Below are 15,156 nucleotides of genomic sequence, written 5' to 3'. Positions count from 1 at the left end.
CAGCACGCTGGCGCGTGTCGAACTAGAGCAGCTGAGCTGATGCCCGATCACGCGATCTCGACCGACGCCGCGGTGCAGCGGCAACTGGACCGTCTGTGGTCGCTGTCGCCCGGCGCCGATGTGCTTGGACTCGGCCGCATTACCGCGTTGCTTGACCGGCTCGGCAACCCGCAGGATTGGCTGCCGCCGGTGTTCCACGTCGCCGGCACCAACGGCAAGGGTTCGACCTGCGCGTTCCTGCGCGCGATCTTCGAAGCCGACGGCCGGCGGGTTCACGTCTATTCGAGCCCCCATCTGGTGCGCTTCAACGAGCGTATCCGCGTGGCCGGCACGCTGATCGACGACCCAGCGCTGGCGGCGCTGCTCGAAGAAGTGCTCGACGCAGGCGGCGATCTCGGCGCCAGCTTCTTCGAGGTGACGACGGCGGCCGCGTTCCTCGCCTTCTCGCGCACGCCGGCCGACGCGTGCATCGTCGAGGTCGGGCTCGGCGGGCGGCTCGACGCGACCAACGTCGTCCACCCGCTGGTGACGGGGATCGCAGGCCTCGGCATCGATCACGAGGCGTTCCTGCTGGCGGAAGAAGCAGGCACGCCGGCCGAGCCGATGGCGCGCATCGCGTTCGAAAAGGCCGGTATTGCAAAGTCTGGCGTACCGCTCGTGACGCAGCGCCATTCGGACGTCGCCGCCGCCTCGATCGATGCCGTAGCCCGCGAGCGCGGCGCACCGCTGATGGCCGAGGGCAGCGACTGGTACTACGCAGAGAGCGCTGAGAGGCTTAACTACGTCGATGCCAGCGGACGACTGATGCTACCCCTGCCCTCACTCCTTGGGCCGCATCAGGCGCACAACGCCGGCCTCGCGATCGCGATGCTCCGCCATCAGCAGACCGTTCGCGTTCAAGACGACGCGTTCAGGCGGGGCCTGCAGAACGCGCATTGGCCGGGCCGACTTCAGCGGTTGCGGCCGGGGCCACTCACCGCGCTCCTGCCGCATCCGCCATCGGCGGGAGTATGGCTCGACGGCGCGCACAACGAATCGGCCGCTGCCGCGATTGCGCATGCTTGGTCTGAGGACCGGCCTACGGTCATCATTCTTGGTATGCTCGCCAACAAGGATGCCACAGGCGTTTTGAATCATCTCGCTCGCATCGCGCGGACGGTTCACGTCATCGCCGTTCCCGTGCCGCGCCACGCTCATCACGATCCCGCCGCACTTGCGCGTCTAGCAGGGACCGAGGGGGCGGCATCGGCGCTGACGGCATCTTCGATCACCGAAGCGATGCGTGTCGCCGGTACGCTCGCCGTGGATCGTGTGCTGATCGCCGGGTCGCTCTACCTAGCCGGCGAAGTGCTCGCAGCGAACGACGAGATCCCGACCTGACGGAAACCTGCGATTGACTTGCAATAGCGTATGGGGAAGATTGGTCACGTCGAAGGAGTGACCCATGACCATGCCGGCTACCATCAGCCTCAGTGCGCTGCCGAATTCGCTGCCCGACTGCCCGAACGCACGCCTGTCGCTGTTCGCGATTCGGCGGATGGGCGGTCACGGCCTCGCCGATGCACGCGCGGCGCATGCCTTGTTCACGGCGTTCGGTGAGGGCTTTCGGCGGCCGCTGATGCTGATCCGTGCGCTGATGGCCGATATGGCCGGCGCGGCGGCCAATCCGATTGCGATCGCGCCGTGCTGCTGCCCACGCGTGACACATGCCGAAGCCGCACTGCTGACGGTCCTGAGCCGCGTGGAGACGGCGCCGGAGACGGCACGCTTCCTGCTCGGCGACATGCTCAGCCTGCGCCGGGTCGATGGTGTGCTGGCCAGCGCAGCTGCCGTTGCGGTGGCGTTCGCCGACGAGGGGCGGCCGATCTGCGCCTGAGCCTTCGGGTGGGTTAGCGCGCGTCCGCCTCCGCCACCCACTCGCTGGCGCCAGCCGGCACCTGCCGGGCGCGATCGACCACGAACCCGCGCTTCCACAACACCCACAGCAGCGCCAGTCCCGGCAACGCGACGATCATCGTAACCACCCAGAACCCGACCCAGCCATAGGCTTCCGCGACATAGCCCGATGGCGTCGACAGCCACGTCCGCCCTACGGCGGCGAAGGACGTCAGCAGTGCGAACTGCGTCGCGGTATAGGCGAGATTGGCGAGGCCGGACAGGTACGTCGCGAACACGGTAAGGCCGATCCCGCTCGTCACCTGCTCCGTCGCCACCGCAATGAACAGCCAGGTGTTCGAATGGCCCTTCGCGGCGAGGATCGCGAAGGAGACGTTGGACAGCATCATCAGCAGCCCCGACACGAACAGCGCACGCCCCATGCCAAGCCACGCTAGGAACGGCGCCCCAAGCGCGGTGCCGAGCAGCAGCCCCCACAGCCCGACGACCTTGTTGATCGCAAGAAACTCGGTGTCCGAGAAGCCGAGCTCGACGATCATCGGGTTGAGCATGCCCTGCCCCATTGCATCGCCGAGCTTGTAGATCAGCACGAACAGCAGGATCAGGATCGCGCCGCGCCGCCGGAAGAACTCGCGGAACGGGCTGACGACCGTATCGGCGAACCATCCGGCGCGATCGCGGGGCATCGCTCTCTCATGCAGCCCTGGCCCGGCCCATAGCGCGGCGAAGATCGCCGGCAGTACGCACAGCGCGGTCAGGCCGTATCCCAGCGCCCAGCCGAGCCCGAACCCTTCCGACGATGCGAGCGCAATCGTCCCGACGCCGGCGATGAAATTCCCGGTGCGGTAACCGAACTGGTTCATCGCCGTGCCGTGCGCGAGTTCGGCATCGGGCAGGATCTCGATCCGATAGGCGTCGATCACGATGTCCTGTGTTGCCGAGAGGAAGGCGGTGGCGATCGCCCAGAACGCGAAGACGCCGAGATGCAGCTCGGGCTGGCTCGCGCCCAGCATCCACACCGAGACGAATAGGAGCGCTTGCACGACGAACAGCCACGCCCGGCGCTGCCCGACGAGCGCGGTCAATCCGGGCAGGCGGATGCGATCGATCAGCGGCGCCCACAGGAACTTCAGCGTATAAGGCGTCGTCAGCCCGATCGCGAAGCCGATCGTCTTCTTGTCGATGCCGACCTTCGCCAACCAGAAGGTCATCGTGCCGAGTAGCAGCGTCAGCGGAAAGCCGCTCGATATGCCGAGCAGGAATGCCGCGACCGGCCGCGGCCTGAGATACGGCGCAACCGTCGCGCCGAACCCGCCCCGCGCCACTGCATCGGCCATGATACGCAAACTCCCGCCGCCCCGACGCCGGAACCCTAGCGACTAAATCGTATGAGGTAAGCCCTTGCGGGATGCCCGATCACCGATGCGCGGCAGACGCAATGCGTCACAACGGATGCACCGATAAGACAAGCTCAACTTTGAGGTTTGACCACCGAAGGCGCCACCCTTTGGTGAAGGGTGGCGCGAGTGACGGGGCTCGAACCCGCGACCTCCGGCGTGACAGGCCGGCGCTCTAACCAACTGAGCTACACCCGCGTAGATCGCTTGGATCATCGTGGAGGCGCGCCACTATGCGACCGGCGCGGGGCTGTCAACGCTCGATCCGTCGGTTTTTTCGCTTCTGGCAAAACGACCGCGCGTCGGGCGCACCAACGTGCCGTGTTCAAACAGGAAGCCGGCGATGTCAGGCTTGCCCGCGGCGTTGATAATCGTCTGGATGATGATCAGCAGCGGCACGGCAAGCAGTGCGCCGACGGTGCCCCACACCCAGCCCCAGAAACTAAGTGAGACGAGGATCATCACCGGATTGATCGTCAGCCGGTGCCCGACGATCAGCGGCGTCACGACGTTCGCCTCGAACAGGTGCAGCCCGTACATGATCGCCGGCGCTGCGAGTGCGGTCCAGATGTCGGAGAAGGTCATCAGTCCGCCTACCGCCACCAGCACCGCGGCGATCACCGGGCCAAAATAGGGAATGTAGTTGAACAGCGCGACGATGCCGCCCCACATCAGCGGGAACGGCATGCCAAGCAGATGGAGCGCGCCCGCCGTAACCAGCCCCAGCACGATGTTGATCGCGGTGATCGTGCCAAGATAGCTCGACACGTCGTCGACGACGTCCTGGATCACGCGCGCCGTCGCCATCGCGCCGCCAAAACTCTCGCGGTTGGTGATCAGCTTCTTGCGGATCGTCGTCCAGCCGGAGAGGAAGAAGAAGGTGACGAGGACGGCGTAAAGGACCTGAATTATCACTGCCGGGGCGGACGTCGCGGCGAGCTCGAGGATCGAGCTTGGCGGTGACACCGCCGCCGTTGCGGGCTGGCGGACGGGCGTCGACGCGAGCTGGCGGAGCGTCCGGTTCGCGTAGCGTTCGAGGTTCGAATAAAGATCGAGCAGTGGCGCCAGATTGTCCTGGATACGCCCGATCCGCGACGGCAGCAGCTGGAAGAAGTCCGTCGCCGGGACAACGATTGCCGCGAGTGCGACATTGGCGGCGACGAGGAAGAGTAGGACGCAGAAAAGCGCCGAGATCGCCGAGGGGACGTGTCGCGCTTCCAGCCACTCGAGCAGCGGGATCAGCGCAATCGAAACGACGAGCGCCGTCGTCGTCGGCACGAAGAACTCGGCACCTGACTTCAGCGCAAAAGGCAATCCCACGATCAGCCCGGCGCCTGCAATTAGTGTCAGCGCGGCGAGCAGCCGATCACGTCGCAGCGCCACCCGCGGATCTTCCGGCGGCAGGTCGGCCGACGGGGCGATGGCGAGTGGTAGCGGCGGTATGCCAGGGGGCGGTGTTTCGGCCATGCAACGATGCTAGCCGGGGTTCCGCCCAACCGCCAGCGGCGTTGCACGTCGATCAGGCAGCCATCTGGCGCTGCCACGGCCCGTCCTGCATATACAGATAGCTCGCGTCGAACTCACCGACGCGCGCGAGCCGCTCGAGATCAGCGATATCGACCATCCCGCGGCTTACCGAGGCAAGCCCATCTTCGCGCAACCGGCGAACCACGCGGTTAACGTGGACGCTCGTCAGGCCGCACGCCTCCCCGATATCCTGCTGCGTCATGGGAAGCGCGAACTTGCCGCCATCCGCACGCCCGATCGCGAGCATGCGGGCGTGCGTTTCGCATAGAAAGTGCGCGAGCCGCCCGACGGCATCCAGCCGACCGATGCGGAAGATCCATTCGCGGTGCATGGCCGCGTCTAGCAGCGTGCTGAACCAGAGCAACTTCGCCAGATGCGGATGCGACGCCATGATCTCGTCCAGCCGCTCGTGCGGCACATAGGCAAGTGTCGCCTCGGTAATCGTCGCGATGTCGTGATCGATGACCCGCGTCGGATATCCGTGCAGATCGACGAAGTCGCCCGACACCTGATAGGACAGAATCTGGCGATAACCGTCGCGCGCATCCATGTAGCGGCAGACATAGCCGTCGATCAGCAGCGTGCTCTGCCGCAATACCTCGCCGCGGCGCGACAGCACGCGCCGGGCCGGCAATGTCTCGGTCCGCTCGATCGCGCGTTCCAGGATCGCGAGTTCTTCCTCCGACAGCTCGGAACGACGCCGTCCGCGCAGGAAATCCTTGGTTCGCACGATCAATCCCTTTTCGTTACGCGCTTGCAACGCTTCAGGCGGCGGCACGATCCTCGAAATACGATTTGAGATCGCGCTTCAGGATTTTCCCGTTGGCATTGCGCGGCAGCATCTCGTCGCAGAAGCGGATCGCGACCGGCACCTTGAACGCCGCGAGACGCTCGCGCACCCATTGCTGCAATTCGGCTTCGCTTGCGGACGTACCCGGCGCGAGATGCACCACCGCCGCCGGCTCTTCGCCCAGGGTGCGATGCGGAATGCCGATCAGCGCGCAATCGGTGACGGCGGGGTGATCGTAGAGGACGTTTTCGACCTCGCTCGAATAGATGTTCTCGCCGCCACGAATCACCATGTCCTTGGCGCGATCGACGATGAAGCAGAACCCCTCCTCGTCGAGGCGCGCCAGATCGCCCGTCCGCACCCAACCGTCGACGAAGGTCGCCGCGGTCGCCTCGGGCTTGTTCCAATACCCCTTCACGATCATCGGCCCGCGCGCCCACAGCTCGCCGACCTCGCCCGCCGGCAGCTCGCGCTGGCCGTCGGCGTCCATGATCTTGAGGTCCGCCACTGCCACCGCCGGGCCGCAGCTTTCCGGCCGGTTGATGTAATCCTCCCCCGAATGCGTCGTCACCGTCGCGGTCGTCTCGGTCATTCCCCAGCCGTTGCCGGGGGCGGAATTTAGTTCCCCGGCGATCTTGCGCACCAGTTCGGGCGCCGACGGCGCACCGCCGTAGCCGATCGTCTCGAGGCTGGAGAGGTCGTAGCGGTGACGCTCGGGATGTTCGAGGAGTTGCCACGCGATCGTCGGCACGCCGCCCGTCGAGTTCACCTTCTCGCGCTCGATGATTTCCATCGCGCGGACGGCTTCGAACTTGCGCATGTAGATGATCGTGTGTCCGCCCGCCATCGATCCCATCAGCCCGGCCGACAGCGCAGTGGCGTGAAACAGCGGGATTACCGTCAGCGCCACTTTCGGCGTCGGCTCGGGCAAAGGATCGCCGCGGCGCAGGATCGTGCGAGAGGCGGCGTAGCCCGTCGACAGGATATTGGTCATGAAGTTGCGATGCGTGCCCAACGCGCCCTTCGGCTTGCCGGTGGTGCCGCTGGTATAGAGGATCGTCGCATCGTCGTCGGGTGCGAGCATGGACGCGGGCAGGTCCTGCGCGGGCAGGCCCGTCCAGTCGTGCGGCGTCCCGATCACGTCCTCCAGCCGCTCCGTGCCGTCAAGCACGCTGGCTGCCCGGCTGACGAGCACGCGTTGCAACGTCGGTAGGGTATCGCGCAACGGCGCGATCCGCTGCCACCGCTCCTCGTCGGCGATCAGCACCTTGGCGCCCGAATCGGCTAGGCCATAAGCGAGCTCCTCGCCCGTCCACCACGCGTTGAGCGGCACCGCGATCGCACCGAGCACGGTGGTGGAGAAGAACGCGACGATCCATTCGGGCAGGTTACGCATCGCCACCACCACGCGGTCGCCCTTCCCCACCCCGCCGGCGGCGAGATCGGCGGCGAGCGCCGCGATCGCGCGAAACTGCGCGTCGTAGCTCACACGCTCGTCCTCGTAGATCGTCGCCACGCGATCGCCGTGCGTACGCGACAGCGCGATCAGCGCGGCCATGTGCGGCGGCGCGTTCTTCCACACGCGCGTCGGCACGCCGCGGATGTCGATCGTCTCCATCTCGAATTTAGCGCCCGGCGCGGTCAGCGCCGCTTCGGCTTGCTTGACGGTCATCGCGGGCCACGATGCGGCCGAAGGTTGCGTCGCCACGGCGATCCTCTCTTGAGCTTTTGGGTCGAACGACTGGAAAGTCGAACACGCGGATGCTGCATGTTAGGATTGATTCCGCTGCCGCTCAAGCGATAGGGGAGTCTTGGAATTAGAAACGGGGGTACGGAGGGGCCATGAAGATCGCGAGACCCGACAAGCACGGGTTCGACGGCAAGCGCCTGGCAGCCATCGATACGTTCCTGAAAGAACGGTACCTCGATACGGGTAACCTGCCACATACCCAGCTGCTCGTCGCGCGCGACGGCGAAACCGTTCATTTCTCATCACAAGGTGCAGCGCGCGAGGGCGGCGGCAAGACGATCGACGAGGGCAGCATCTTCCGCATCGCGTCGATGACGAAACCGATCACCTCGGTCGCGTTCATGATGCTGGTGGAGGAGTGCAAGGTCGCGCTCGATACCCCCGTTCATCACGTGCTGCCCGAATTCAAGAAACTCGGCGTCTACGCCGGTGGCGGCGCAGGCGTGCCGTTCATGACGAAGCCGACCGACGAGCCGATGCGCATGGTCGATCTGCTGCGCCACACCTCGGGCCTCACCTACGGCTTTCAGAACCGGTCGAACATCGATGCCGCGCACCGCGAGCTGAAGCTCGAGAACTGGCACGGCAATCACGATCTCGACAGCTTCGTCGCCGCGCTCGGCAAGCTGCCGCTCGAATTTTCGCCGGGCACCAGCTGGAATTACTCGGTTTCGACCGACGTGCTCGGCGCGGTCGTCCAGCGCGTGTCGGGCATGACGCTCCCGCAGTTCTTCGAGCAGCGCATCTTCACGCCGCTCGGCATGAACGACACCGGCTTCACCGTTCCCGCTGACAAGCTCGACCGGCTGGTGGACTGCTACACGCTGGTGCCCGGCAAGGGGCGCGTGATATTCGACCGGGCGAGCGAGAGCATGTGGTCGACGCCGTTCAAGCTCGTTTCGGGTGGCGGCGGGCTCGTCTCAACCGCGCTCGATTACCAGAAGTTTTGCCAGATGTGCCTCAACGGCGGTGAACTTGGCGGGGTGCGTCTGCTCGGCCGCAAGACGATCGAGCTGATGACGCAGAACCATCTTCCCGGCGGCGCGGACCTTTCCGCGATGTCGAAGTCGCTGTTCAGCGAGACGCAGAACGCCGGCACTGGCTTCGGCCTCGGCTTCGCCGTCACGATTGACACCGCGCGCTCGATGATGCCGGGCAGCGTCGGCGAATATTACTGGGGCGGGATGTTCTCGACCGCCTTCTTCATCGATCCCGTCGAGCGCGTGACGATGGTGTTCATGACCCAGCTGTCACCCAGCATGATCTATCCCATCCGCCGCGAGCTCAAGACGATGATCTACTCGGCAATGACCTGAAACCAGCGCTCTCGCTGGCCGACCACGGCTGCGCACGGTGCGACCCTACGATCTGATTGGAGACTTTCTCACATGACCTCCCCCGTCCGCTTCGAACGCCACGACGACGTCCTCGTCATCATCTCCGATTCGCCGCCGGTTAACGCGCTCGGCGCGGGCGTGCGCGACGGGCTGAACGAGGGCGTGAGCCAGGGGATCAACGATCCCGCGATCAAGGCGATGGTGATCCGCTGTGACGGCAAGACGTTCTTCGCCGGCGCCGACATCACCGAATTCGGCAAGCCGCCCAAGGGCGCGTCGCTGCACGAAGTGATCAACATGATGGATTCGAGCGAGAAGCCGATCGTCGCGGCGATTCACGGCACCGCGCTGGGCGGCGGCTGCGAAGTCGCGCTCGCCTGTCACTATCGCGTCGCCGTGCCTTCGGCGGTGATGGGGCTGCCCGAGGTGAAGCTCGGCCTGCTGCCGGGCGCCGGCGGCACGCAGCGGCTACCGCGCATCGTCGGCGTAAAGGCCGCGCTGGAAATGGTCGCGATCGGCGACCCGATTCCGGCGAAGAAGGCGGCGGAGGTCGGCTTGGTCGACCGCGTCGTCGGCGAGGATAGCCTCGAGGCAGATGCGATCGCCTTCGCGCGCGAGGTCGCCGACAAGAAGCCGATTCCGCGCGTGCGAGACAAGACGGTGGCGCCCGATCCCGAGGCGGTCGAGGCGTTCAAGAAGCAGCATGGCCGCAAGATGCGCGGCTTCGATGCCCCCGCTGCCAACATTGCCTGCGTGGTCGCGGCGAGCGAGCTGCCGTTCGATGAGGGCATGAAGTTCGAGCGCGCCGAATTCGTCAAGCTGATGGAGGGTACGCAGTCAGCCGCGCAGCGCCACCTGTTCTTCGCCGAGCGCCAGGCCGCCAAGATCGACGACGTCGATCCCAAAACGCCGCTGCGCCCGATCAACAAGGTCGGCGTGATCGGCGCCGGCACGATGGGCGGCGGCATCTCGATGAACTTTCTGTCGGCGGGCATCCCCGTCACGATCGTCGAGATGCAGCAGGAGGCGCTCGACCGCGGCACGGGCGTGATGCGGAAAAATTACGAGGCGTCGGCCGCCAAGGGGCGGATCAAGCCCGACGCGCCGGAAAAGGCGATGGGCCTCGTCACCCCGACGCTCAACCTAGAGGACCTCGCCGATTGCGATCTCATCATCGAGGCGGTGTATGAGAACATGGACGTCAAGAAGGAGCTGTTCACCAAGCTCGACGCCATTGCGAAGCCTGGCGCGATCCTCGCCTCGAACACGAGCTACCTCAACGTCGATGAGATCGCCGCGGTAACGAAGCGGCCCGGGGACGTCGTCGGCATGCACTTCTTCTCGCCGGCCAACGTCATGCGCCTGCTCGAAGTGGTGCGCGGTGAGAAGACCGCGAAGGACGTGCTCGCCACCGTCATGGCGCTGGCCAAGAAGATCAAGAAGGTCGCGGTCGTTGCAGGCGTCTGCCACGGATTCATCGGCAACCGCATGCTCTCGCCGCGCCAGATCGAGGCGAACAAGCTGCTGATGGAAGGCGCGACGCCGGCGCAGATCGACAAGGTGCACCTTGATTTCGGTATGCCGATGGGCCCGTTCCAGATGGCCGACCTCGCCGGCATCGACATCGGCTGGCACCGCGACCCGAGCCGCATCGAGAGTATCCGCGACGCGCTCGCCGCCGAGGGGCGCTGGGGCCAGAAAAAGAGCGCCGGCTATTACGACTATGACGAGAAGCGCAACGCGACGCCGAGTCCCCGCGCGCTTGAGATCATCGAGGATTTCCGCTCGAAGTCGAACCTGCCGAAGCGCGAGATCACCGACCAGGAAATCGTCGAGCGTACGCTGTACCCGATGGTCAACGAGGGCGCGCTGATCCTCGACGAGGGCAAGGCGCAGCGCGCGAGCGACGTCGACGTCGTCTGGATCATGGGCTATGGCTGGCCGGTCTATCGCGGCGGCCCGATGTTCTGGGCGCAGAATGAAGTCGGCCTGAAGAAGATCGTCGAAGGGCTGGAGAAGCACGGCTTCAAGGTCGCCGACAGCCTCAAGAGCGCCGCCGAGAGCGGCACCGCGCTGAAGTGATCTGCCGCGGCACCGCACGATCAATGCTAGCCGGGGTACGCCCCGGGCCACGCGCGATCGTGCGGCTGCCGGTTAGCGAAAGGACGGCTGCATGACTGAACGCACCGCGCTCGAAACCGCCGAGGCAATCCGCAGCGGCGCCACGTCGGCGCTCTCCGAGACGGAGGCGGCGATCGCGCGTATCGAGGAGCGCGACGGTGCTCTCAACGCGGTCGTCGTGCGTGACTTCGATCGAGCGCGCGAGGCGGCGCGCGCGGTCGACGCTAGGATCGCCGACGGGTTCGACGCGCTGCTGCTCGGCGTACCGATGACAATCAAGGAAAGCTACGATGTCGCCGGATTGCCGACGACGTTCGGCTTCACCGAGCATCGTGATTTTGTTGCAGGCGAAGATGCCGTTGTCGTCCAGCGGCTGAAGGCGGCCGGCGCGGTCTTCCTCGGCAAGACGAACGTGCCGCCCGCCTTGTCCGATCTCCAATCGAACAATCCGGTCTACGGCCGCACCAACAACGCGGTGAACCCCGATCGCGTCGCGGGCGGATCGTCGGGCGGCTCGGCGGTGGCGCTCGCCGCGGGCATGGTGCCACTGGAATTCGGCTCGGATATCGGCGGCTCGATTCGCGTGCCGGCCGCGTTCAACGGCGTGTGGGGGCACAAGCCGACCTGGGGCGTGATCCCGACCGAAGGACATTATTTCCCTGGCACCGATAGCGCGCGTACCGTCCTGTCGGTGCTCGGCCCGATGGCGCGCGATCCCGACGATCTCGAAACGGCCCTCGGCCTCGTCGCCGATCACCCGCTCGCCCCCGCCAGGCGGCACGGCGACGCGTGGCGCGTCCTGCTGCTGACGAGCCACCCGATGGCGAGCGTGCAGCGCGCGATCGTCGCCGCGCTTGAGACGCTCGGGCAGCGGCTCGCCGCCGAAGGCGCCGTGATCGATACGACGAGCGACGCAATGCCCGATCTCGAGCGCCAGCACGCCGGCTATTGGCAGATGCTCAACATCGCGATGTCGCGCCGCGCGACGCTGCCACCCGGCCAGGAGCCGCCGCCGCTTGAAAGCTGGTTCCACCTCCATGACGAACAGGCCCGCATCCAGCGACAGTGGCGTCGTCTGTTCGAAACCTATGACGCGGTGATCGCCCCCACCGTCGGGATGACCGCCTTCCCGCACGACGAGACGCCGCTCGCTACCCGCCGGCTCGACGTCGACGGGCAGGATACGCAGTTCTTCCACCAGTTCGCCTTCCCTGGCCTCGCCACCTTCCCGATGCTGCCGGCCACCAGCGTGCCGATCGGGCGCGATGGAGACGGAATGCCGATCGGGGTGCAGGTGATCGCGGACCTCTACGCCGATCGTACGGCAATCGCCGTCGCCCGCGCGGCGCACGATGCTATTGCCGGAGACGCGCGATGAGCGTCGGGCGCATACTGTTCGTCAAGTTCGTCGTCGCGGATCTCCCCGCCGCGCTCGCCTTCTATGAGCGGGCGTTCGGCTTCGTCGAGCGCAACCGCATCGCGCTGCGGGGGATGGAGGAAGTGCTGATCGGCCTGCCCGACGATCCCTTCACGCTCGTCCTCTATCACCACACCGACGGCCGCCCGCTAACGCGCGGCGAGCTGCACGGCCCACTCGGCCTTTCGACGCGCGACATCCAGGCGGCGTGGGACCGCGCGATCGCTGCTGGCGCGGTCGCGGTCCGTCCACCGCAAGAACTGCCCGGCATGCGCATCGCCTTCCTCGACGACCCCGAGGGACATACGCTAGAACTCATCCAGTACGTACGGGACCCATCCCGACAAGGAGCGACCCAATGAGCGATCTCGAAACCTTCCGCAGCGAGACGCGGGCCTGGCTCGAAGCCAATTGCCCGCCCGAAATGCGCGAGCCGATCCGCAGCGAGAAAGACAGCGTGTGGGGCGGCCGCGACCAGAGCGCGATGACGCCGGCACAGAAGCAGTGGATGGACGCCATGGGCGCCAAGGGCTGGACGGTGCCCGATTGGCCCAAGGAATATGGCGGCGGCGGCCTCTCGGCGGCCGAGGCCAAGGTGCTGCGCGAAGAAATGGCGCGCATCCGCGCACGCAACCCGCTGTCCTCGTTCGGCATCTCGATGCTCGGGCCGGCGCTGCTGAAATACGGCACCGAGGAGCAGAAGAAGGAGCATCTGCCCAAGATCGCGCGCGGCGAGATCCGCTGGTGCCAAGGTTATTCGGAGCCCAACGCGGGTTCGGACCTTGCCAGCCTCGCGACCAGCGCGGAGGACAAGGGCGATCACTTCCTCGTCAACGGCCAGAAGGTGTGGACCAGCTACGCCAACTACGCCGACTGGATCTTCTGCCTCGTCCGCACGGACAAGACGAACAAGCACAATGGCATCAGCTTCGTCCTGTTTGACATGCAGACGCCCGGCGTCTCGACCAAGCCGATCCTGCTCATCAGCGGCTATTCGCCGTTCTGCGAGACCTTCTTCGACAATGTGAAGGTGCCCAAGGAGAACCTCGTCGGCGAGCTCAACAAGGGGTGGGACGTCGCGAAATATCTGCTCGGCCACGAGCGCGAGATGATCTCGAACATGGGCCTCGGCGGCGGCGGCAAGAACCCGCTCATCGACGGCGCGATCGCCACGATCGGTCTCGACCACGATGGCCGGCTGGCCGATCCGCTGCTGCGCGCCAAGATCGCCGAGTTCGAGGTGCGCTCGAAGGCGTTCGCGGCGCAGTCCGAGCGGTTCATCGACGAGCTCAAGGCCGGGCGCGCGCACCCCGCGCAGCCGTCGATGATGAAATACTACGGCACCGAGCTCAACAAGTCGCGTCACGAGCTGATCATGGCGTCGGGCGGTTCGGACAATCTCGAATGGGAGAGCGAGCGGTCGCGCGGCGGCGCCCCGGCGCGCGACTGGCTGCGCACGAAGGCGAATTCGATCGAGGGCGGCACCAGCGAGGTGCAGCTCAACATCATCTCGAAGCGCATCCTCGAGCTGCCGGGGGCGTAACCCCCCTACCCGTTCGTGCTGAGGAGGTGCTGAGCCTTAGACGAAGTGCCGTCTCGAAGCACCAGCCCTTCGAGACGCCTCTTCGCTTTCGCTCAGCGCCTCCTCACCACGAACGGCTGATTGGTACATTCTCTTTTTTCGGAGTGCGAAATGCCTCTTTTCCTGAACGACGATCAGACCATGCTGCGTGACACCGCGCGCGATTTCGTCGCCGATGCCGCCCCTGTCAGCCACATGCGCAAGCTGCGTGACAGCAAGGACGAGACCGGCTTCAGCCGCGACCTGTGGAAGCAGTTCGCCGACATGGGCTTCACCGGCATTCTCGTTGGCGAGGATCACGGCGGGCTCGGCCTCGGCCACGTCGAGGCGGGTGTCGTGCTTGAGGAGATCGGCCGCAACCTGTCGCCCTCCCCCTTCCTGCAGACCGCCGTCGCCGCGGTCGAGGCGCTGAAGGGCACGCCGCACGCGGAGCGCTGGTTCCCCGGCATCGTCGCAGGTGAAACCGTCGCCGCGCTCGCGCTCGACGAGGGCGCCAAGTTCCGCGCCTCGGTCAGCATGAAGGCGGAGCGCTCGGGCAACGGGTTCAAGCTCACCGGCGCCAAGCAGTTCGTCCACCATGGCCACGTCGCTGACTTCGTCATTGTGTCCGCACGCACCGCCGGCGCGGCGGACGACCAGGACGGCGTCACGCTCTTCGCGGTGCCCAAGGACGCCGCCGGAATGACGGCGCGCGCCGAGCGGCTGACCGACGCGAGCCTTGCCGCGCGGATCGAGTTCGACGGCGTCGAGGTCGACGCCGACGCGGTGATCGGCGAGGTCGACGCAGGCCGCAAACCGCTCGATCGGCTGCTGCGCGCCGGCCGTGCGGGCGCCGCAGCGGAGATGCTGGGCGTCGGTGCCGGCGCGATGGACATGACGATCGGCTACATCAAGGAGCGCAAGCAGTTCGGCACGCTGATCGGCAGCTTCCAGGCGCTGCAGCACCGCGCGGCACACCTCTACAGCGAAATGGAAGTGGCGCGCGCCGCGGTCCTCAAGGCACAGCAGCTGCTCGATGCGGGTGACGATAAGGCCGACGCCGCTGTCTCGGTCGCCAAGGCGATGACCGGGCTCGCCACGATGCTCAGCGTTCAGGAAGGCATCCAGATGCACGGCGGCATCGGCATGACCGACGAATATGACATCGGCTTCTACATGAAGCGCCAGCGCGTGCTCGCCGAGCTGTTCGGCGATGCCAATTACCACGCCGATCGCCTCGCACAGGCTGCCGGCTACTGATCGTGATCGATCCTCCTTCCCGTATGCGGGCGGGAGGATCGCGGTCGCAGGGAACGGTGGAGGGGCTGTCCCCAGGCGAAGCGCTCGTGGCTCCCCACCA

The 15,156-nt window shown here is 66.1% G+C and carries 12 protein-coding genes and 1 tRNA gene; 8 read left to right on the top strand and 5 right to left on the bottom strand.

Translation table 11 applies throughout. The features are described from left to right. Positions 1-39: 39 nt before the first annotated feature. Complete coding sequence (locus F1C10_RS03835; protein WP_185208944.1) at positions 40-1,380, top strand: folylpolyglutamate synthase/dihydrofolate synthase family protein; 1,341 nt, start codon at positions 40-42, stop codon at positions 1,378-1,380. A gap of 64 nt (positions 1,381-1,444) precedes the next feature. Then, entirely contained in the window at positions 1,445-1,876 is a 432-nt protein-coding gene (locus F1C10_RS03830) for a DUF6628 family protein (protein WP_185208942.1), read from the top strand. Positions 1,877-1,889: 13 nt separating this feature from the next. On the opposite strand, the gene F1C10_RS03825 is transcribed toward F1C10_RS03830, so the two are convergent. From F1C10_RS03825 to F1C10_RS03805, 5 genes are all read right to left on the bottom strand, one after another. Beyond that, positions 1,890-3,233 (bottom strand): MFS transporter, encoded by a 1,344-nt coding sequence (locus F1C10_RS03825; RefSeq protein ID WP_185208940.1) that lies wholly within the window; start codon positions 3,231-3,233, stop codon positions 1,890-1,892. A 181-nt stretch (positions 3,234-3,414) separates the two neighbouring features. Beyond that, positions 3,415-3,491: transfer RNA gene (locus tag F1C10_RS03820), tRNA-Asp, on the bottom strand. 33 nt (positions 3,492-3,524) lie between these two features. Next, positions 3,525-4,760 (bottom strand): AI-2E family transporter, encoded by a 1,236-nt coding sequence (locus F1C10_RS03815; RefSeq protein ID WP_185208938.1) that lies wholly within the window; start codon positions 4,758-4,760, stop codon positions 3,525-3,527. 52 nt (positions 4,761-4,812) lie between these two features. Next, positions 4,813-5,550: a Crp/Fnr family transcriptional regulator gene (locus tag F1C10_RS03810; protein ID WP_185208936.1), complete on the bottom strand. Its 738-nt coding sequence runs from the start codon at positions 5,548-5,550 to the stop codon at positions 4,813-4,815. Between the two features lie 34 nt (positions 5,551-5,584). Continuing rightward, the gene (locus F1C10_RS03805) at positions 5,585-7,282 is read right to left on the bottom strand and encodes a class I adenylate-forming enzyme family protein (protein WP_185208934.1); all 1,698 of its coding nucleotides are present in this window, start codon (positions 7,280-7,282) and stop codon (positions 5,585-5,587) included. Positions 7,283-7,452: 170 nt separating this feature from the next. On the opposite strand from F1C10_RS03805, the gene F1C10_RS03800 reads away from it, so the two are divergent. From F1C10_RS03800 to F1C10_RS03775, 6 genes are all read left to right on the top strand, one after another. Beyond that, positions 7,453-8,676, top strand: a complete 1,224-nt coding sequence (locus F1C10_RS03800; RefSeq protein ID WP_185208932.1) for a serine hydrolase — start codon at positions 7,453-7,455, stop codon at positions 8,674-8,676. 72 nt (positions 8,677-8,748) lie between these two features. Beyond that, positions 8,749-10,779 carry a 3-hydroxyacyl-CoA dehydrogenase NAD-binding domain-containing protein gene (locus tag F1C10_RS03795; RefSeq protein ID WP_185208930.1) on the top strand — a complete coding sequence of 677 codons (2,031 nt, stop codon included), beginning with the start codon at positions 8,749-8,751 and terminating at the stop codon, positions 10,777-10,779. 91 nt (positions 10,780-10,870) lie between these two features. Then, positions 10,871-12,196, top strand: a complete 1,326-nt coding sequence (locus F1C10_RS03790; RefSeq protein WP_185208929.1) for an amidase family protein — start codon at positions 10,871-10,873, stop codon at positions 12,194-12,196. Next, complete coding sequence (locus tag F1C10_RS03785; protein WP_185208928.1) at positions 12,193-12,597, top strand: VOC family protein; 405 nt, start codon at positions 12,193-12,195, stop codon at positions 12,595-12,597. Before F1C10_RS03790 ends, F1C10_RS03785 begins: the two co-directional genes overlap by 4 nt. Beyond that, positions 12,594-13,778 carry an acyl-CoA dehydrogenase family protein gene (locus F1C10_RS03780; RefSeq protein ID WP_185208927.1) on the top strand — a complete coding sequence of 395 codons (1,185 nt, stop codon included), beginning with the start codon at positions 12,594-12,596 and terminating at the stop codon, positions 13,776-13,778. Before F1C10_RS03785 ends, F1C10_RS03780 begins: the two co-directional genes overlap by 4 nt. A 150-nt stretch (positions 13,779-13,928) precedes the next feature. Continuing rightward, complete coding sequence (locus F1C10_RS03775; RefSeq protein ID WP_185208926.1) at positions 13,929-15,056, top strand: acyl-CoA dehydrogenase family protein; 1,128 nt, start codon at positions 13,929-13,931, stop codon at positions 15,054-15,056. Positions 15,057-15,156 lie beyond the last annotated feature (100 nt).

This window comes from Sphingomonas sp. NBWT7, assembly GCF_014217605.1.
Lineage (GTDB): Bacteria > Pseudomonadota > Alphaproteobacteria > Sphingomonadales > Sphingomonadaceae > Sphingomonas.
This window is presented reverse-complemented; position numbering and strand designations above follow the sequence as displayed.